16 protein-coding genes are annotated in these 19149 nt (G+C 44.3%); 10 read left to right on the plus strand and 6 right to left on the minus strand.

Annotation, left to right across the window (positions count from 1 at the left end; translation table 11 throughout):
• Positions 1 to 57: 57 nt before the first annotated feature.
• The gene (locus AAFX28_RS02290) at positions 58 to 867 is read right to left on the minus strand and encodes an AraC family transcriptional regulator (RefSeq protein WP_408685249.1); all 810 of its coding nucleotides are present in this window, start codon (positions 865 to 867) and stop codon (positions 58 to 60) included.
• A gap of 78 nt (positions 868 to 945) precedes the next feature.
• Here AAFX28_RS02290 and AAFX28_RS02295 point away from each other — a divergent pair, with 78 nt between their 5' ends.
• The gene (locus tag AAFX28_RS02295) at positions 946 to 1845 is read left to right on the plus strand and encodes a DMT family transporter (protein WP_408685251.1); all 900 of its coding nucleotides are present in this window, start codon (positions 946 to 948) and stop codon (positions 1843 to 1845) included.
• A 64-nt stretch (positions 1846 to 1909) separates the two neighbouring features.
• Here AAFX28_RS02295 and AAFX28_RS02300 read toward each other — a convergent pair whose 3' ends face one another.
• Positions 1910 to 3727: an MOSC N-terminal beta barrel domain-containing protein gene (locus AAFX28_RS02300; RefSeq protein WP_408685253.1), complete on the minus strand. Its 1818-nt coding sequence runs from the start codon at positions 3725 to 3727 to the stop codon at positions 1910 to 1912.
• A 249-nt stretch (positions 3728 to 3976) separates the two neighbouring features.
• Between AAFX28_RS02300 and AAFX28_RS02305 the strand changes: the two genes are divergently transcribed.
• Both AAFX28_RS02305 and pyrC read left to right on the plus strand, forming a co-directional pair.
• Positions 3977 to 4135 (plus strand): YqaE/Pmp3 family membrane protein, encoded by a 159-nt coding sequence (locus AAFX28_RS02305; protein ID WP_408685255.1) that lies wholly within the window; start codon positions 3977 to 3979, stop codon positions 4133 to 4135.
• Positions 4136 to 4304: 169 nt separating this feature from the next.
• Positions 4305 to 5333, plus strand: a complete 1029-nt coding sequence (pyrC, locus tag AAFX28_RS02310; protein WP_408685257.1) for a dihydroorotase — start codon at positions 4305 to 4307, stop codon at positions 5331 to 5333.
• A gap of 51 nt (positions 5334 to 5384) precedes the next feature.
• Here the strand turns inward: pyrC and AAFX28_RS02315 are convergent, their stop codons facing one another.
• The 3 genes from AAFX28_RS02315 to AAFX28_RS02325 form a co-directional block, all read right to left on the minus strand.
• Entirely contained in the window at positions 5385 to 6599 is a 1215-nt protein-coding gene (locus AAFX28_RS02315) for an iron-containing alcohol dehydrogenase (RefSeq protein ID WP_408685259.1), read from the minus strand.
• Between the two features lie 275 nt (positions 6600 to 6874).
• On the minus strand, positions 6875 to 7075 hold the full coding sequence (locus AAFX28_RS02320; RefSeq protein ID WP_408685260.1) for a restriction endonuclease subunit S: 201 nt from the start codon (positions 7073 to 7075) through the stop codon (positions 6875 to 6877).
• A gap of 75 nt (positions 7076 to 7150) precedes the next feature.
• The gene (locus AAFX28_RS02325; protein ID WP_408685262.1) at positions 7151 to 9064 is read right to left on the minus strand and encodes a methyl-accepting chemotaxis protein; all 1914 of its coding nucleotides are present in this window, start codon (positions 9062 to 9064) and stop codon (positions 7151 to 7153) included.
• A gap of 360 nt (positions 9065 to 9424) precedes the next feature.
• Between AAFX28_RS02325 and AAFX28_RS02330 the strand changes: the two genes are divergently transcribed.
• The 6 genes from AAFX28_RS02330 to AAFX28_RS02355 are packed head-to-tail and all read left to right on the plus strand — an operon-like array spanning position 9425 to position 16235.
• The gene (locus AAFX28_RS02330) at positions 9425 to 10381 is read left to right on the plus strand and encodes an AAA family ATPase (protein WP_408685264.1); all 957 of its coding nucleotides are present in this window, start codon (positions 9425 to 9427) and stop codon (positions 10379 to 10381) included.
• A gap of 10 nt (positions 10382 to 10391) precedes the next feature.
• Positions 10392 to 11309 carry a DUF58 domain-containing protein gene (locus AAFX28_RS02335; protein WP_408685266.1) on the plus strand — a complete coding sequence of 306 codons (918 nt, stop codon included), beginning with the start codon at positions 10392 to 10394 and terminating at the stop codon, positions 11307 to 11309.
• 2 nt (positions 11310 to 11311) lie between these two features.
• Positions 11312 to 11785: a DUF4381 domain-containing protein gene (locus tag AAFX28_RS02340; protein ID WP_408685268.1), complete on the plus strand. Its 474-nt coding sequence runs from the start codon at positions 11312 to 11314 to the stop codon at positions 11783 to 11785.
• Entirely contained in the window at positions 11778 to 12746 is a 969-nt protein-coding gene (locus tag AAFX28_RS02345; RefSeq protein WP_408685269.1) for a vWA domain-containing protein, read from the plus strand. Before AAFX28_RS02340 ends, AAFX28_RS02345 begins: the two co-directional genes overlap by 8 nt.
• Positions 12739 to 14589 carry a vWA domain-containing protein gene (locus tag AAFX28_RS02350; RefSeq protein ID WP_408685271.1) on the plus strand — a complete coding sequence of 617 codons (1851 nt, stop codon included), beginning with the start codon at positions 12739 to 12741 and terminating at the stop codon, positions 14587 to 14589. Before AAFX28_RS02345 ends, AAFX28_RS02350 begins: the two co-directional genes overlap by 8 nt.
• Entirely contained in the window at positions 14589 to 16235 is a 1647-nt protein-coding gene (locus AAFX28_RS02355; RefSeq protein WP_408685273.1) for a BatD family protein, read from the plus strand. The genes AAFX28_RS02350 and AAFX28_RS02355 overlap by 1 nt, the downstream gene beginning before the upstream one ends.
• A 57-nt stretch (positions 16236 to 16292) precedes the next feature.
• Here AAFX28_RS02355 and AAFX28_RS02360 read toward each other — a convergent pair whose 3' ends face one another.
• Positions 16293 to 18413, minus strand: a complete 2121-nt coding sequence (locus AAFX28_RS02360) for a diguanylate cyclase (protein WP_408685275.1) — start codon at positions 18411 to 18413, stop codon at positions 16293 to 16295.
• Positions 18414 to 18671: 258 nt separating this feature from the next.
• Here AAFX28_RS02360 and AAFX28_RS02365 point away from each other — a divergent pair, with 258 nt between their 5' ends.
• Positions 18672 to 19148, plus strand: coding sequence for a murein L,D-transpeptidase family protein (locus AAFX28_RS02365; RefSeq protein ID WP_408685276.1), 477 nt, complete (start codon positions 18672 to 18674; stop codon positions 19146 to 19148).
• Position 19149 lies beyond the last annotated feature (1 nt).

Genomic DNA, 19149 nt, shown 5'->3' on the forward strand with positions numbered 1-19149 from the left:
CTAACATGTCGTAGGGTACCCACAACTTTAGATAAGAATGACTATCGATTGAAGCTCCTAAAGCAATCGACCTTTATATTGCTCCGGGGTCTGTCCGGAGTATTTCTTAAACATCGCGATGAACGGGCTGGCCTGATTGTACCCAAGAGTCAGTGCGACCTCTTTCACCGAATGCCCCTTTCTTAACAGATCCATCGAGTAGAGATAACGCACTCTTAGTCGCCACTCTGTAAAGCTCATACCTAATTCTGCTTGGCAATGGCGTGCCAATGTTCGCTCGGTTGTATGAACACGTTCAGCCCATTGAGACAAACTCGTGTTATCAATCGGATTTTCCTCAACTGCTGCCAGTATCTTTGCAAGGTACTTATTGTCTGTAGATGGTAGGAAATGGTGTTGAGTATCCCTAGTCGCCAACTGATCGAGTAATACCTGAACCAACCTTTTGTCTTGCTCACTTTCCCCAACATTAATCTGCCTTTGGCGAAAATCATCCACGATCGCTGACACAATCGGAGTCACCTTGATAAGGCTGGTATAGTCTGGGAAGTGCTGAGTCAAAGCCTGTGCAATATTGAGCGAGCAATAGGAGAGCGGTTTGCGGTTGAAACTGGTGTGCATAACACCTGCCGGCACCCAAATAGCTAAATGCGGTGGAGCGAGAAAACGCGTACCCTCTGCTTCCATCTCTAGAATACCGCCGCTGATCAATTGCACCTGCCCCCATGGATGACTGTGCATTCGAGTCTCAGTATTAGACAGGAATGCCTCAAAATTCATAAATACATCTGATGGTGCTTTATCAATTGATAAGGAGGGATGAAGATGCTTTACCGATTTTCTCAAACTTGTCTTCCTATGACTCATTGTGTCTTTATAACGATATGTATAATTATATCGACCTGTCAGACTATGTTCTACCGATAATATTGCGATGGTGTTCACATGGTCTATCTACTTCCTCTCTTTACCGTTTTCATATGGGGCGGCAATGCGATCGTAAATAAGATGGCAGCAGATACGATTGAACCCAGTGCGATGAGCTTTTATCGCTGGTTTCTTGCCATCTTGATCCTAACACCATTCTGTTTACCTAAAGTCATCAAACGCTGGGCCACTATCCGTCCCTATTTAGCCAAGTTGGCTTTTTTGGCAATGCTCGGCATGGTGCTCAATCAGTCACTCTCATACTATGCCGGCCTAACCACTAGCGCTTCCAATATGGCTATGATCACTTCGCTTGTGCCGCTTATCGCAATCTTTATGAGTGTGCCATTGCTAGGAAAACCGATCTCTGCATTGAGTATTGTTGGCGCTGTACTTGCCCTGTCAGGCCTAGCCTTTATGCTCGGGAAGGGAGATGTCGCATTTTTCCTTCATCAAGACGTGACACCTGGTGACGGAATCATGGTGATTGCGTCTATCTGCTATGGTGCATACTGTGTACTTTTGAAACGCTGGAAAATGCCTCTTTCAAACTGGACGATGGTTTACATGCAAGGTGCGCTAGCTCTAATTATGCTCACGCCACTTTGGCTAACAAGTTCACAATTGCTACCGAGTAAAGAAGCGTTGCCTCTAATTGCTTATGCTGGTTTGGCCGCTTCAATCGCTGCACCTTGGATGTGGGTAAAAGCCATTGATCTTATCGGTGCTGACTCAAGCGCGATGTTTATGAACTTAATGCCGGTAGTCGCTATTACGCTTGCAGCATCTATGTTGGGTGAAGCCGTTCACAACTATCATGTGATCGGTGGTTTACTGGTGATTTCTGGAGTGATTCTGTCTCAGTTGAAGCAGCCCAAGAAAGCAGTCACTACGTACAAGAAAGTAAAACCTCTTTGAGTGCTACATCACTGAACAGTAGATACAAAAAAGCCCATCAAATGGGCTTTTTATCTATTCTCATCTAGCTAACGACTTCTACATCCGTTTCAGGCGTGCTGCAACAGGCAAGTACTTGTCCCATATTTCGTTCATGCTCTTGCAGTGCAGGGACATCTGGTTGATGAACTTTTCCAGACTCTACCGTTACCTTACACGCGCCGCATAGTCCAGCACGGCAGCTATTCGCAATTGGAGCGCCGGCTTCTTCGGCCTGTTCCAACAGTGTTTTTTGGTTGTCGCCAACAAATACATGGCCGTTTACGCTGAGCGTTAACTCTTTAAATGGTTTCCCTGAACCTTGAGTCACTCCAAAAGCCTCTTGGTGATAATGCTCGTCTGGCAGACCTTTCTTCTGCAGAAGATTCTTCGCTTTTTGCATAAAACCGTCTGGACCACAAACAAACACCTGACGCTTTTCAACCTCTTTGATCTGTTTAAGGTGCGACAAGGTTAAACGACCTTTTAGTCCAAACCAATCCATAGGGGCTTGAGACAGCGAAATAAGTACCGTTAGTCCTGCATGCTTAGCACGTAATGAATCGAGCTCTTCTTTGCACGGAATATCTTCAACACTTCGGCATTGATGATAAAACACGACATCGTTGATCTGGTCATGATCGGCTAAGTAACGAAGCATCGACAGCATAGGTGTCACACCACTGCCGGCTGACAAAAGTAATAGCGGTTGGTCGTGTTTATCACCTAAGTGAAAGCTACCGTCCGGCTGATCGCAAATCAATTCATCACCAATATTCAGGTTATCTACTAACCAATTTGAGACGCGTCCTCCATCAATACGCTTGACAGAGATCGCCAATCTACCTGGTCGAGAAGGACTTGATGACAAAGTATAGCGACGTCCAACAGACTCTCCATCAACCGACACCGTGATTGGTAAGTGTTGGCCTGGCTGGTAAGGGGGAACGTCACCATGAGGTGGCTCTAGCCAGAATGTCACAAAATCACGAGCAATCTCTTCTCTTTCTACACAGGTCATCGTCAAAGTTTGCTTGCTATTGTCAGGGTAGAACTCTTTTTCTTTGTACTCTAGAACTTCAACGGAGTCATGCTGAGTAATTACCCCTTCATTGAGAGCCACAAGGTTTTGGCCAAAGAAGACACCACCACGCTCATTAGCTCTAAACTGCGATAATGTATTCAGTGGTTCTTTGCTACTACGAAATGCACCTTTATCAACATCAACGGTCGTCAGAATACAGCGCTCGCATGGTTTAACCGCCTCAAACTCCACTTCACCAATTCGAATACGTTTCCAGCTATCTTCAGCAAAAGGTTCGGTTCCTGAAACAACAAAGTTGGTACGAAACTGATCCATAGAGTGTATTTCAGGACTGCGTCGATTGAGTTCTTCAAGTGATGCTTCACTAATGACCAACATCGGATATCCGTCAGCAAAACTCACGTTGTGGCCCAACTTCTCACGCACACGGTTCGATTGTTCACCAGTGAAAAGCAGCTCAACACGTTGACCCAGTACTTGACTGAACCAATCGTCAGCGTGATCTGTTGTGGTATAGGCCACAAAGTTATCTTTCCACACTTGAGCTGGAGCTTCTTGCATCTTGAAATCACTATAGCGGATTCTAAGTGCTTCATGCCCATCAGCGGTAAAGATAAGCCCATCGTGGCTTAGACTAGACTTCACTTTGACCATCTCAGGGTACTTTCGCGCAGTCACCATCGAACCATCGGAAAGTGCAAGCATAAAACGTCGGTCAAACATCAACCCTTGCTTTTCTACCCAAGACGTAGAAAGGGAAAGGCCACCGACAGATTTAACAGGAAATACGTTAATTTGAGAGAGAACTGGAGCTGACATCGCTAATCCTAAGCTAGAGTTATTATGCAATGCATTATACCCAACCTGGTTAATGTGTCTTAATTGATTTGTTAAATCGGCTATTTGATAGTGTATTTAGCTTAGAAGAATCAATTTTTTAGCAAAAACACTCTTATTTACAAGATAGCATACCACCATTCGACTCTTTGCTGGACTTTTAACATTGCGTGGACATAATAAAACTAATTGAAATTATTATGATTTGGACACTAACAACAAGGAGTTTGTATGAATAAGTTAGTAATGATTTTACTGTGTATTTTTATCCCACCGCTTGCCGTTTTTGTTGATAAGGGCATGGGTAAAGACTTTCTGATTAATTTGGTTTTGACTATTTTCTTCTTCCTACCAGGTTCAATTCACGCTCTTTGGCTAACGCTAAAGTAAGCGCTCTATTGCCTATCAATTAGACAACCAATTGCTCCCACTAAAAAAGAGGATGAAATACTGAGCAGATTGCTCTATCATCCTGTCGCCTAAGCGTAAGCGTTTGCTTTCACAGTTTTCGCAGCGTTTGGGCTCCAATCAGACAACCTAAATTATGGTGGGAGCAAAAATGACAACACTTACGATCACACGTCCTGACGACTGGCATGTTCACCTACGCGATGGCGAAGTGCTAAAGGATACCGTGCGAGACATTAGCCGCTACAACGGACGCGCGCTAATTATGCCAAATACCATCCCACCTGTTACTAACACTGAAATGGCTCTCGCTTACCGCGAGCGTATCATGGCAGAAAAGCCAAGTGAGCAATTTGAGCCACTAATGGCATTGTACCTGACAGATAACACGACCTCTGACGAAATTCGTCGAGCAAAAGAATCAGGTGCAGTTGTTGCTGCAAAGCTTTACCCAGCAGGCGCAACGACTAACTCAGATTCAGGTGTTACTTGTGCAAAGAACATTTACCACGTTCTTGAAACAATGCAAGAAGTGGGCATGCTACTGCTAGTTCACGGTGAAGTAACTCATCACAATGTCGACATCTTCGACCGTGAGAAGCAATTCCTAGAAACAGTGTTAGCACCGATCGTGAATGATTTCCCTAACTTAAAGATTGTTCTTGAACACATCACGACAGCGGACGCAGCAAACTTCGTAAAGAATGCAAACGAAAACGTAGCAGCAACGATTACCGCTCACCACTTATTGTACAACCGTAACCACATGCTGGTTGGCGGCATTAAGCCTCACTTTTACTGCCTTCCAATTTTGAAACGTAACACTCATCAACAAGCACTGATTGAAGCAGCAACGAGCGGCAGCAAAAAGTTCTTCTTGGGAACAGATTCAGCGCCACATGCAAAAGGTATGAAAGAAGCGGCTTGTGGTTGTGCAGGTTCATACACAGCGCACGCAGCACTAGAGCTTTACACTGAAGTGTTTGAACAAGAAGGCAAGCTAGAAAACTTAGAAGGGTTTGCAAGCCATAACGGCCCAGACTTTTACGGTGTGCCACGTAACTCAGACACAGTGACGCTTGAGAAAGAAGAGTGGCCTGTCGCGGAAACAATGCCATTTGGCAATGACATTGTCGTTCCTATCCGCGCTGGTGAGACGATTGCATGGAAAGTGAAGTAAGCCTCTTCCATAAGTAATCAATGAGCCCTTAAGCGTCCGCTTGAGGGCTTTTTATTTGTCTATCGATACCGCTAAAAGTAACCGTTCACACTCTTCTTGCTGCATATATTTCGGCACTGGGTAATTCCATCTCGCCTCATGAAGCGATTGTTTAGCGAGCTCCGTAATATGCTCTTGCAAAATATGATCAAAATGAGACGGTAAACCGAGACTTTTTTGTAGCTGCTTAATGTAGTCAATAAAAGCCTGAGCTTTGATAGAGTCTGAAACATGACTATTAGTTAGTTGCAATGTATCGGCCAATTTCGCCATTCTTTCTTGCGCCTCAGACTTAGAAAACTCCAAAACATGAGGCAATACCACTGCATTCGCCAATCCATGCGGTGTTCCATACTTCGCTCCCAAAGTATGCGCAATGGCATGAACGTAACCAAGGCTCGCTTTAGTAAAGGCAAGACCCGCGTAGTAGGAAGCCAAAGCCATGTTTTGCCTAGCGAGAGCATTCTGACCAAACTTGACGGCTTTCTCTAAATTATCATCGATGAGACTGAACGCAGCTAACGCATAGCGATCCGTTTCTTGAGTAGCATTCTCTGACAGATAAGCTTCAATGGCATGGGTTAGCGCATCCATGCCAGTCTGCGCCGTTATATGTGCAGGTAACGCGAGCATTAAACTCGGGTCCAATGCTGCCGCAATCGGAACAAGTTTAGGATCCATTATCGGTGTTTTTTGGTGAGTGATAGGATCCGAAACAACAGCTGCTACCGTCACTTCAGAGCCTGTCCCCGCGGTAGTTGGGATAACAAAAATAGGTGCCGGTGCTTTCCATACTTTAAGCAAGCCAACCAAGCGACGAACAGGTTTATCATTGGTGGCACACGCCGCAATCACTTTGGCGCAATCAATTGAGGACCCTCCGCCCAAGGCGACGACGGCTTGGCACTGGTGTCGGCGGTAAAGAGATAAACCATCTTCCACATGACGATAGGTTGGGTCGGGCTCGACTCCTTCATAGATTTCGCAGTGAACACCTACACGTTCAAACTCAAAAATTAGCTTTTTAGCTAATCCGAGTTTCACAAGGCCACTATCTGTCACTATTAGGACTTTATTGATGTCCATAATGGACACACTATGGCAAAGCTGCTTAAGCGCATCTTTACCAAGGAAAAGTGTTGGCTTAGAGATAGGTAATACTTTAGCGGCGACCTTTAGGCACCACATATAAACTCGGTGTAGCCAGTAATAGAGCTTCTGTTCCATTATCTGTCTCTATGTAATTAGGTTGATATTATTAGCCTAGTCTTTACAAAGAGTTATCTCTAGTCCCGAGAGCACACTTTTCTTATTCAGTGAGTTAAAACTGAGCTAAAAGGCGACTAACCCAGGTTATTTCACCAAATGCGATCACATCATAAACAGTGAAAAACAAAGCACAGATCAGAGCTAGCTTGATCAATCGATAAACGATAAACATTATTTATTTCCAAATAACAAAAAGCCGCCATTGGCGGCTTATTCAATTTAATCAACGCGGATTAGTGAACAGGTGTGTCTGTTTTCGCGTAGAACTTGCCAAAATATTGCTCTAGAACTTCAGGAGTCAGTTTGCCTTCCGCTTCAAGCTTTTTCAGCTCTGCTGCGATTGCTTGCTGCTCTTCTAGAGATGGTAGTGCCACTTCAGGCTCATCGCCCATTTCTTGTGACATTTGCTCTAGCTCTTTTTCGAAATCACTCATGATCCCACTTACCTTTTAAATAATAACTGAGGCTAAGTTTACCGATTTAACCTCAGTTATTCCAGTCACGCCAAGCTATAGCTTAAAGCTACCTACCATTCGATCTAGACGAACAGACAATTCTTTCAACTCAGCGCTTGCAGCGGCGAGTTCTTCTGCTGTACCCGTCGTCACCTCATTAACCGCATTGATTTCTTCAATATTCTGGTTAATGGTATGAACCACTGTCGACTGTTCTTCAGTTGCTGTCGCGACTTGAGTGTTTCGATCTGAAATATCATGAATACGTTCTGATATGCTAATCAGAACTTGCACAGCTTCATCAGAAGAAGAGACACCTTCACTCGTCACTGCTTTGCCCGCTTCCATTGCCGTTACTGCATCTTTCGCGTCACTTTGCAGCTGGTTAATCATTTTTTGGATCTCTTCAGTCGAGTCCGCAGTGCGACTTGCCAGGTTACGAACTTCATCGGCAACAACAGCAAAACCTCGACCTTGTTCACCCGCACGGGCAGCTTCAATAGCTGCATTCAATGCCAGTAGATTGGTCTGATCTGAAATGTCTCTGATTACACCAAGAATAGAGCCAATATCTTGAGTCGTAGAAGCTAGCTGCTCAACTACCTTACCGGTATTCTCAACATCCATTGCTAAACGACTGATCGCGTCTTTCGCTTGGTTGACTACATTTTGACCCACTTGAGTATTGTCTGATGCTTCCGCGGCTGTTTCTGCTGCTGTCGCTGCGTTACTTGCGATTTCACTAATGGTTGCACCCATTTGGTTAATAGCCGTAACTACTTGAATAGTCTGGTCACGTTGTATTTGACTATTGTCATGAGTGGTATGGGCTTTATGAGATACACCGTCAGCCGCTGACTGAAGCGCACTACTGGTTGCCGCCACTTCTTTCATTGATTGATGAATCTTTTCAATAAAGCCATTAAACCCTTCAGATAGTTGGCCTATTTCATCGTTACCTTTGACTTCGATACGCTGAGACAAATCGCCATCGCCTTTACCAAGGTCACTGAAACGAGCCGAAATAGCACGAATCGGGCGAGCAATACTATTTGCTAGGAAAATACCCATCAGGATAAATAGCCCCGCGACTACGACGGTCGTTACTAGCATCTGTTTCGCAACAGCATTCAAGTCAGCGAATACTTCGTCTACAGGGACTACGCCAACAACAAACCAGTTCATAGTAGGAATATAAGTACTCGCTACAAATACCTGCTGTCCTTCGTAATCCGCTTGGATCAAATTAAAGCCAGATTTATTGAGTAACTCCGCTGACTCTGCGCCATACAGGCGTGCAAGCGATGACTTCGATTTACCAGAATCACGGTGAATCTGAATATCACCTTGCGCATCTGCTAGAAACACAAAACCTGTATCTTGAATTCGGAAGCTATTTAATAGCGAAACCATATCATCCATCGATTTTGATAGGCCAGCCATGGTTAAACCATGCGTCAGTTGATAGTTAGCAAACATTTTCACGTCGCCATTCGCTTCTTGGAAAATACTGACTGACGTTTCCTTGCCCGATTGTGTAAAGCCAAAGAACCAACCATCTTGCTGTTGGTTTAGCTGTCTAAGAAAGCCGTTCTGGTTCCAGTAATATGCAGTGTTACGATTAGCAACTGAAGCATCATTGAGATGGTACTGGCTGCGCACGTTGTTGAGTTCTTTGATCAGGCGACGCTCTGTCTCAGGGTCGATCTCTGTCGTATCTACCGTTTGTTTAATAAATTCGTTGTTTGCAAGCTGGTGAGCTGCAGATAAAAGTTGGCTAACATCACGGTCGATCTGGCTATTAATTTGTTCCAGCATCAAAGGAAGTTCGATATCAATAAGACGATGTTCTAAGACTTCTCGAGCTTGTCGTTGAGCCATTACGCCCACAATGATCGTTGAAGCAAGTACCGCAAAAGTAATACCAGCAACCACTTTCTGTTTTATGCTGATTGAATTTAGTTTCATTTAAGCTGCCTTTCCAAGCATAGAATTTAAGTAAAGGATGTGTTGGTCACTGACACAGGGGGAAGTTGTGTCGTCCTTCTTATCGACCGTCCAGCGAATACAGTATATCGGAATCTTGAAACATTTCTTTACTAAATATGACGGCAAAATTTGATTATTCGAAAAATAAGATTTCGCTGCTTTAGTATTTGTCACTTGATTTTTCAATCCAACTTCATAAACAATTGAATCCAAATAATTTATTAATCAGCCTCATTTCTTTTCTGCCGATTTTTTAATCAAGCAGTTTCCCACTTAGTTCAAACGCGGAACTTTTTACGCTCACCAGATACTAAGTGAAAAATAGGGAGAAACACGATCATGAATTCAGACGCTCTTCATCACCTGCGCGAATACTTAAATAACCAAGTTATTGGCCAAAGTGAATTGGTGAACCAACTGCTTATTGCCCTGCTTGCAGACGGTCATATTTTGGTTGAAGGGCCACCAGGGCTTGCGAAAACACGTGCTGTAAAGTCGTTGGCCGATTGCATTCAAGGGGATTTTCACCGAATTCAATTCACCCCAGACTTATTGCCAGCAGATTTAACGGGAACAGATATCTTTCGACCTGAAACCGGAGAATTCACCTTTCAATCTGGGCCTATATTTAATTCATTGGTCTTAGCTGATGAAATTAACCGTGCTCCTGCGAAAGTACAGGCAGCAATGCTAGAAGCAATGGCCGAAAAACAGATTACCGCAGGTCGCAATACCTATGCGCTACCAGAACTGTTTTTGGTCATGGCGACTCAGAACCCTATTGAGCAAGAAGGTACTTACCCTCTACCAGAAGCACAGTTAGACCGCTTTCTCATTCACCTTGATGTCACTTACCCTAATGCACAAAGTGAGCTAGAGATTTTGCGCCTGAACCGTGGTGAGGCAAAGGGCGACAATGCGGTGACCCCACCAACATTGACGCAAGCAGAGATCTTTGCGGCTCGTCAGTCGGTACTCAATGTCCATATGGCGGATTCTATTGAGCAATATATTATCCGCTTGATCATCGCCACTCGTGAGCCAAGTCAATATGATGATACCTTGTCACAATGGCTAGAAATGGGTGTTAGTCCTCGTGCAACTATAGCGCTTGACCGCTGCGCTCGTGCTCATGCATGGCTCAATGGCAGAGATTACGTTTCTCCAGAAGATGTTCAGGCGATGGCATTCCCAGTGCTAAGACACCGTTTGCTTCTTAGTTATCAAGCTCAAGCTGAAGGGATACACCCTAACCAGGTTATTAACAAGTTACTTTCTCTTGTAGGCAGTGCTTAGGGTCAATCAAATGGAACAATTACTGCCGCCTTATAGTGACGGGGTTAACCTCTGTTTAGATGAACTGCTTTACTACAAACAGCAAAGTGTAAAGTGGTTGCCCCCTGCCAAAAGTTTGTGGTCACAAATGCTAGGTCAGCACCAAAGTCGTCAATTGGGGCGTGGTATGGATTTCAATGAAGTTCGACAATATCAAGCTGGAGACGACATTCGCTCTATTGATTGGCGAGTTACCGCTCGAACAGGAAAGCCACACACCAAGCTCTTTTCGGAAGAACGCGAAAAGCCGGTCATCATCTATTTAGACTTTTCCCCAAGCATGGCATTTGGTTCTCAATTGCTTCTTAAGTCTGTCCAAATGGCTCATATGGCGAGTTTAATCGCTTGGTTAAGCGTCACGCAGCAAGACCGTATTGGTGCGGTCATTGATACTGGGCAAGAGCTTATTGAGTTAAAACCTAACTCAAGAAATCGAGGGGCTTTGGCGCTAATTCAAACTATGGTTAACTGCCACCAGCGGCTCGTCGGTCAGCAGCCTCATACTGCACACGACATGAGTAATGGCCTTCAAGCACTGTCTCGTTTATGCCCAAAAGGGAGCGAGATCATTTTATTGAGTGATTTTTCTCGCCTAACACCACAGCATGAGCCTAAACTCAGCCGCCTCTGCCAGCATAATCGAGTTCGAATGGTACAAATTATTGATCCCTTAGAACGTGGTCAAACTGGCTTTCGTGGCACGGAACAAGTGTCCAATAACGACGAAACCCGTTGGTTAGACTTTTCGTCCACTAAAACACGTCTAGGTATAGAGCAAGCTTTTGCCCAGCAGCAACAGCACTTAATACAAGTTACCCAAAAAATGGGCATTAGTTTTTCATCACTCTCTAGTGATCAAGCCCTAGTTCAACAGTTACATGGATTATAAACATGAGTAATGAGACTCAAACTTCGCCACTTCCTCTCAACCCAATGCATTTACCGGAGCCTCCATCTTGGTTGCCACTTTCTTGGGGTTGGTGGGCACTCATTGCAGGCCTATTGGTAACAACTCTTACTTTGTACTTATTCGTCCGTTGGCGTAAAAAACGATTAGCTCCAAAGAAAACAGCTCTCAGATTATTGGCCAATGGCAACAAGCCATCAGAAGCCATCGAACTTGTAAGGCAAGCGGCACTCTGTTATTTCCCTAGAGAACAAATAGCCCAGTTAACGGGAAAAGAGTGGTACACATTTTTAGATAGTCAACTTACAACGCCTCGATTTAGCGACAACTACGATACTTGGCAGCAAGCACTCTACAGTAAAGAAACCGTTCCAGGTTCTGACCTTTTAATCCAACATTGCAGTGAATGGGTAGAGCAAGCTTTGCCACCGAAAAAAGGAATGATCTCTCGTGGCTAATATCAGCTTCGTATGGTGGTGGATGTTTTTATTACTTCCACTTCCTTTGCTCATCTACTTTTTAACCTCTCCTATCAAGCAGGCTGCACCTGTACGTTTGCCTTATTTACCAAGTTCAGGCGCAAGCGTTACTCCATCTAACACAATAGTTAAAGTCTTAGTCGCAGTCGTATGGTTGACTCTGGTTACCGCCCTCGCTCGCCCAGTTTGGTATGGCGATCCTGTCACAACACAACCCAAACACCGAGATTTAATGTTAGTGCTCGATTTATCCTATTCGATGAGCCAAGAGGATATGCGAGATGGAGATGACTATATTGACCGATTGACTGCGGTTAAAAATGTCGTGAGCGACTTTGCTAAACAGCGCGAAGGGGATCGCCTAGGCTTAGTACTGTTTGCGGACCATGCATATCTTCAAACGCCGCTAACGCTCGACCGTAACACAATTTCAGAACAGGTTAACTCCCTAGTATTACGCCTGATTGGTGATAAGACAGCGATTGGTGAAGGGATTGGCCTTGCTACAAAAACTTTTATCGATAGTGATGCACCTCAACGGGTCATGGTGCTACTCAGTGACGGTAGCAACACATCTGGCGTACTAGAACCACTCGAAGCCGCTAAGATTGCGAAAAAGTACAACGCAACAATTTACACGATTGGCGTTGGGGCTGGAGAAATGATGGTCAAAGAGTTCTTCATGACCCGCAAAGTCAATACCGCAAAGGATCTTGACGAGAAAACTCTCCAGCAGATTGCTGAGTTAACTGGCGGTCAATATTTCCGAGCTCGCAATGCTGACGAATTAGCCACCATCTACGACACCATCAACAGCCTTGAACCAATTAGCCAAGCAACTCAAACATGGCGACCTCAAACTGAATGGTTCACATTGCCACTCAGTCTATCCATGCTGTGTTTCACTCTCTTACTGATCGTACGGAGGAATTATGTCTGATTTTGTGTTCCTCTCTCCCTATTGGCTTCTTTTTGCTATTCCTTGGACGGCCTTATTCCTCTGGCTGAAAACCCGTGAGAGCTCAAACACGTTAATCGCTCCTCACCTCGCCAAAGTAATGGGTGTACAACTAGAGAAACGCTATTCTCATCAACTACTAATAATGGCTATCAGTGGCTTGATTGCAATCATCGCACTTGCTGGCCCAAGCTTTAAGGCGCAAGAGCGACCTAGCTATACAAACAGCAGTGCCAGAGTGCTTGTGATAGACATGTCGATGTCTATGTATGCAAACGACATCAAACCTAATCGATTGACTCAAGCTCGTTACAAAGCGATCGATTTACTAGCCAACTGGAAAGAAGGGACGACTGGTTTGGTGGCTTATGCAGGGGATGCCTACCAAATCAGCCCCATGACCAGCGATAGCCAAACTATTTCTAACTTACTCCCTAACCTTTCCCCGGAGCTCATGCCCTACCCTGGCGCTGATGCTAGCAAAGGGGTAGCACTCGCTATAGAGATGATGACAAATACCGGCTTAGCTGCCGGTGATATTGTTTTAATGACAGACGATCTTGATGATAGAGAACGCAACGACGTAGAAGCTTTACTCAAAGGAACCGATTGGCGTCTAACCATTCTTGGTGTTGGTTCACGCTCAGGAGCCCCAATTCAACTCTCTGACGGAACCTTGATGACCAATGACAACGGCCGACCTGTGGTAGCAAAGTCTAACTTCAATAACATGCGTGCACTCGCTTCAAGCTTGAACGGTCAATTTGTACCAATTCAAGTCACCAACAGTGATGTTGAGCGTATAACCCAAATAACAACCAACGTGGATGAAACCAGTACACAAAATACGAGTCAGCAGGTCTCTGATAGAGTCAACCAAGGCTTCTGGCTGTTGCCTTTGTTGATCATTCCCGCTTTATTCCTGTTTAGACGTGGCTTAATTTTAAGCATGCTATTGGTTAGCATCCCAATGTTAGCGCCTAAACCTGCTTACGCGAATGCTTGGAGAAACAGTGACCAGCAAGCGATGCAGTTGTTTGAACAAGGGAAGTTCGCTGAAGCCGCAGAGAAGTTTACTGACAAACAGTGGAAAGGCATCTCTCAATATCAAAACCAAAACTATGCCAACGCGATTGAAACCCTAAAAGATTCGGAAAGCCTCGATGCTCGCTATAACTTGGCCAATGCTTACGCACAAAATGGGCAGCTAGAAGAAGCGGCTGAGATCTATCAATCGATCCTAGATCAAGATCCGAAACACACAGATGCAAAGCACAATTTGGACGTGGTAAGAAAGGCACAACAGCAACAGCAACAGCAACAGCAACAGCAACAGCAACAGCAACAGCAACAGCAACAGCAACAGCAAGGTGAGTCTAACCAAGAGCAAAGTAGTAGCAACTCTCAAGACTCTCAAGACTCTCAAGACTCTCAAGACTCTCAAGACTCTCAAGAAAATGATAGCTCAACTAATCAGTCTAATGACTCACAGCAAAACAAAAATTCTGACAGCGATCAGCAGCAGTCCTCTTCCGAACAACAATCGAAAGAAGCTGAAGAGCACTCAAAGCAAGAGTCTGACACTCAAGAGCAGACAGAAACCACCGATGCTAAGAAAAATGAAGAGACAAATGAGCCAAACGGCGAGAACGCTGAAACGCTAACATCACAACCAGCTCAAGACAATCAACAGTCTATCGACCCAGAGTTAAGGAAGCTTCAGCAAGTCGAAAATGCCAGAGACCCTAGCCGTCTTCTACGGGCACAAATGATTTTGCAAGCTCAGCAGAAGCAACCTCCACAAGATACAGGTAAGAAATGGTAATGAAGAAACACGCAACACTCTTTTTAACCAGCCTATGTGCACTACTATTTGCCCTAGCAAGCTCAGCTGCACTTGCCACCAATATTCAAGTAACGGTTAGCAAAAACAAGGTGGTAAAAAATGAAGTATTTCAACTCAGAGTCGTGGTTGATAAAAAGGTCTCTTCTGACGCCATCGATTTCTCGGTACTCAATCAAGATTTTTATGTTGGCCGTCCAAGCTTCGGCTCATCTATTAATATCATCAATGGTGACCGCACCACTCGAAGTGAATGGAATATTTCACTCGCCGCTCAACGCCTTGGAATGACCTCAATTCCTGCGTTTTCTGTTGATGGTGCCTCATCTGCTCCTATCTCAATTCAGGTTTCGGCAGATAGTGACCAACCGAAAGTCAGCGATCTTGTTGAGCTACAGAGCAAACTAACCAAATCGGAGCTTTTCCCGAAAGAGAGCGCAACACTGACCACTCGCCTCATTGTGAAAGCAGACCCTCGTCGATTACAAAACCCCAACATTACTCCCCCAAGAGTGATTGATGACAGTCAATCAGGCTTGTCGCTTGAAGCACTTGGGGAGCCAAATCAGTATCAAAGTGTTTTAGATGGTGTCGAGGTGACAGTCGTAGACCAAAATTACCGCGTAACGGCAAACACTGCCGGTGATTACACGCTAAAAGGTATCGGGTTTAAAGGCAGTGTTGTCTATGGAGATAACCGCACAGGTACTACCAAACTAGTCTCAGCAGATACTCCGGCACAAGAGTTTAGCATTCATGTTTCACCAATCCCGAGCCAGTATCAAGGCACTTGGTTACCGGCAGCTAGCTTAAGCTTGGCTCAACGTTGGGGTGACTCCGCTGGCAACTCAATTACGACACCAAGCTATAAAACAACGGTCGGGGAATCACTCACTCGTGAGATTACATTAGATATCGAAGGACTGTCTTCTGAGCATATTCCGAACCTAGAAGTGAACTACGCGCCAAGCATTCGCGTTTACCAAGAAAAACCGCAATTTCAAGAGCTAGGAAACGGCAAAACTAGAATGACGATCAAACAAGTTTTGATTGCTCAAGAGCAAGGAAGTATTGAACTCAATGACATCGCGCTTAACTGGTGGGACACAACCAATAAAACGGCACAAACAGCGACTCTAAATGGAATAAAACTAGAGGTGGCAGCAGGCAATCTAATAAGCAGTGAACCACTCTCCATGCCAACGGTGCCTAGTACAACAACTGAAACGGTGACAGTCTACGAACGCGGAGTATGGCCATACCTCACAGGTTTATTTGCGATATTATGGCTCATCACAACAGTGATGCTTATTCGTACTCGTCAGGTCAAACCAACTGCTCCCGTTAAGGTCGAGCAGAGCAGTGAAGTGGACCAGATCATTCAAGCACTGAAACACGATGATAAGGTCAAAGCCAACTACCTAATTAAACAGTGGTTAACGAACAATAAAGGCATAGAACCAAACACTGTTGCAAGTATCGAGGGTGAACTTACCATCATGAACCAGAGTCAATACGGCAATGAAAGCAGTCAATGGAAGTCTACAAATCTCATCAAGCTAATAAAAAAGGCGGGAAAGATGAGGAACGGCGCAAAGAAAGTTGAAAATCAATTACCGCCACTCTAAATCGTTAAATACCGTAGCAAAAGCCTTGTGATAGCGATACCACAAGGCTTTTCTATTTTAGGCTTCAACTAACATAAGAGCAGTGCCGATGACTCGATTTCTCCCACTGTCTTTTGCTTCATACAATGATTTATCCGCTGCGCTATAAAGCTTATCGAAATTAAACTCGCTCTGTTTCACTTCTATTGCTGAATAGCCAACAGATACTGTCAACGTCTCTTTAATTGAGCTCTGTTCATGAGGAATATTCTCACGCTCGATACTGCTTCGAATACTCTCTGCAAGCTGCGCAATATTTTCTGCATTTTTACTCGTGACAAGAAGAGCAAATTCTTCTCCACCAATACGACAAAATACCTCATTGTCACCTTTGGTATGCTGTTGCAAGATACTGCCTATACGCATCAATACAACGTCACCTTGCATATGCCCATAGTGATTGTTGTACAAACCAAAGTAGTCAATATCAACAATGATCAATCCATAGCACTCTGAACACTGACTGTTATCAAGACAAATATCTTCTAGCAACGCCTCAAGCATTCGTCGATTACCAAGCCGAGTAAGAGGGTCTAATTTTGACATTGTTTCGAGCTGTTCGTTGGCACTTTGCAGCTCTCTTGTTCTTGCTTTAACTTCTTTCTCTAGATTGTTATTGAGCTCATGAACAGCTTCCTGCGCACGTGTTCTAAGCAAGACTTCGGTTAAGTTGGAGGCAAACATTTTAATAACCTCACGTAGCTGCTGAGTCAGCGGAGATCGTTTTATTAAGTTATCAGCAGCAATAAAGGCGATAGGCTCTCCACTGTTGCTTACGAGCATCGTCATAGCCGTCCAGCCAAAACCAACAATATGAAAGTCGTGGTAAATCGGTACCGACTCTTCAAAAACAACATCATTTGGGTTTACGCGGGCTGCATTCACAATTGAACGGTCAACAGTTTCAGAACGGTAATAAGATTCATCGACCACATTACCTTGAATATCTGTTCCCCAAGTACCTTGCATATATGTACACGCTTCATCGGTTAGGAATACTGCAAAACGGTCGATCCCGAGGCGGTTGATGGCAAAAGTCACTGCAGACTTACATACTTCACTCACCGTCATACAGCGAGAAAGCTCTACCATACTGGCGTGCAACATTCGCACATTTTGTTCTTGGCGTTTACGAATATAGATCTGAGACAATAGCGAACCGAATGATTCAAGCATTTGACGTTGATAGGATGTAATTGGTGTTCGATTGATGTAGTTATCCATCGCGATCCAACCAATAATCTCATCCCCATCGCGCAAAATAAGCATACCATTCCAGCCTTGCCCCACCACATCACCAGCGGTATACAACGGCGCTTCTTCTACGACAATTAAATTCTCTTTTCCTTCAAAAAGTGCATCTATATAGGTTTCTTCCAATTGATGAAGATCGTACTGCGTATGATGCTCGCTGACGGTTTTCCCCTGTTCGTCAGTCCCATACGTGCCACTGAAACAACGCTTTTTGATATCAAGTAACATAAACACAGCACGATCAAACCCAAGCTTCTCTCGGATGACTTCGACGGCGATTCGATACAGTTCATCAAGGTTTTGGGGGTTCGATATTTCAACTGACACCTCTTGGACTAGCTTCATATTCTCAATGAATAGCTCTCGCTGCTTAATCACATCAAGGTATTTGGCTTCTTTAATATCGCGTTGTTTAAACTCTTTGGCAGCTTCAGTTTCAGCACGAACACATTGCCAACGCGATGCAATAATCTGCATGGCATCAAGTTGGTTTTGTCGATTAAGTTCACTGATCTTCGCCGCATTGGCATTTTCAATAATTAGGTAAGCACGTCGCTCGGGATGGTTATCAAGCATAAAAACATAGCTATCTTCGGCCATGATCTCAGTGTAAGCCCACTGACAGGTATTCAAAACTAAAGGGATCAAACCATCCGAGGTATCAAATTGAGATACCCAAGTCCAGAACGTCGCTGGGTAGTCGGTTAGCGGTGCAGGTTGCCCATGCGTAAAGACAAAGTTAGGCTCTACCCCACCCTTAGGCTCCATTGAAATACCAATACTCTCCGGTTCCAGTAATTCATCTAAATACTGAAATAGAGCGTTAGCCAGAAAGCGTTGATTTCTGGCTGAGAGAATATCTTTGAGTAACATCCTTGAAAACATAACCCTAGCCTGAACCTAATTATTCTTTTAAATCGATTAAAAAAGTAACAGCTAGAAGTATGCAATCAAACGTATTTGCGATCGCTTGTTAAGTCACTCGCAAATCACTCTGACCAATGTGTCCAGATATGATACCCGCTACATTTTGTATGATGTTGTTTCCATATTTTGCATCAGGCTAACAGCCGCTATAATAATTAGCGCGAGAACCGAACAAGATATGATTAAGCTCCAACAATAAATGTAAGGAAGAAAACTTTGATTCGATGGCTATGCCTTTTTGGCCTTTTCCTTTGCCTACCTGCATGGGCAACCGTTGATCGGATTGAAGTCGACAAATCTAAACGACGCATGTATCTCATCGATAATGATCAAGTCATCAAAGAGTTTAGGATAGCGCTAGGTAAACGGCCGAAAGGCCACAAGGTTCACGAAGGGGATCAACGTACACCTGAAGGACGTTACTATTTGGATTTTGTAATGGATAGTTCAGAGTTCTACCGTTCTATTCACATCAGTTACCCCAATTCTAAAGATCTGGCGTATGCCGATAAGCTTAATCTAGATCCTGGCGGAAATATTAAAATTCATGGACTAAAAAATGGAGAGACACGTCCAGCCAAATACATACAAAGCTTTGACTGGACTGATGGCTGTATTGCGATTACCAACCAAGAGATGGATGAGCTATTGAAGCTCGTTAAAGTCGGTACACCTATTGAGATTCGTTGGTAGA

The sequence above is a fragment of the Vibrio sp. TBV020 genome (genome assembly GCF_046056895.1).
GTDB lineage: Bacteria > Pseudomonadota > Gammaproteobacteria > Enterobacterales > Vibrionaceae > Vibrio.

What these genes read in the sequence shown, in the direction of transcription:
- AAFX28_RS02290 (WP_408685249.1), bottom strand. Translation starts at nt 867, where the DNA reads ATGAGTCATAGGAAGACAAGTTTGAGAAAATCGGTAAAGCATCTTCAT.
- AAFX28_RS02295 (WP_408685251.1), top strand. Translation starts at nt 946, where the DNA reads ATGGTCTATCTACTTCCTCTCTTTACCGTTTTCATATGGGGCGGCAAT.
- AAFX28_RS02300 (WP_408685253.1), bottom strand. Translation starts at nt 3,727, where the DNA reads ATGTCAGCTCCAGTTCTCTCTCAAATTAACGTATTTCCTGTTAAATCT.
- AAFX28_RS02305 (WP_408685255.1), top strand. Translation starts at nt 3,977, where the DNA reads ATGAATAAGTTAGTAATGATTTTACTGTGTATTTTTATCCCACCGCTT.
- pyrC (WP_408685257.1), top strand. Translation starts at nt 4,305, where the DNA reads ATGACAACACTTACGATCACACGTCCTGACGACTGGCATGTTCACCTA.
- AAFX28_RS02315 (WP_408685259.1), bottom strand. Translation starts at nt 6,599, where the DNA reads ATGGAACAGAAGCTCTATTACTGGCTACACCGAGTTTATATGTGGTGC.
- AAFX28_RS02320 (WP_408685260.1), bottom strand. Translation starts at nt 7,075, where the DNA reads ATGAGTGATTTCGAAAAAGAGCTAGAGCAAATGTCACAAGAAATGGGC.
- AAFX28_RS02325 (WP_408685262.1), bottom strand. Translation starts at nt 9,064, where the DNA reads ATGAAACTAAATTCAATCAGCATAAAACAGAAAGTGGTTGCTGGTATT.
- AAFX28_RS02330 (WP_408685264.1), top strand. Translation starts at nt 9,425, where the DNA reads ATGAATTCAGACGCTCTTCATCACCTGCGCGAATACTTAAATAACCAA.
- AAFX28_RS02335 (WP_408685266.1), top strand. Translation starts at nt 10,392, where the DNA reads ATGGAACAATTACTGCCGCCTTATAGTGACGGGGTTAACCTCTGTTTA.
- AAFX28_RS02340 (WP_408685268.1), top strand. Translation starts at nt 11,312, where the DNA reads ATGAGTAATGAGACTCAAACTTCGCCACTTCCTCTCAACCCAATGCAT.
- AAFX28_RS02350 (WP_408685271.1), top strand. Translation starts at nt 12,739, where the DNA reads ATGTCTGATTTTGTGTTCCTCTCTCCCTATTGGCTTCTTTTTGCTATT.
- AAFX28_RS02355 (WP_408685273.1), top strand. Translation starts at nt 14,589, where the DNA reads ATGAAGAAACACGCAACACTCTTTTTAACCAGCCTATGTGCACTACTA.
- AAFX28_RS02360 (WP_408685275.1), bottom strand. Translation starts at nt 18,413, where the DNA reads ATGTTTTCAAGGATGTTACTCAAAGATATTCTCTCAGCCAGAAATCAA.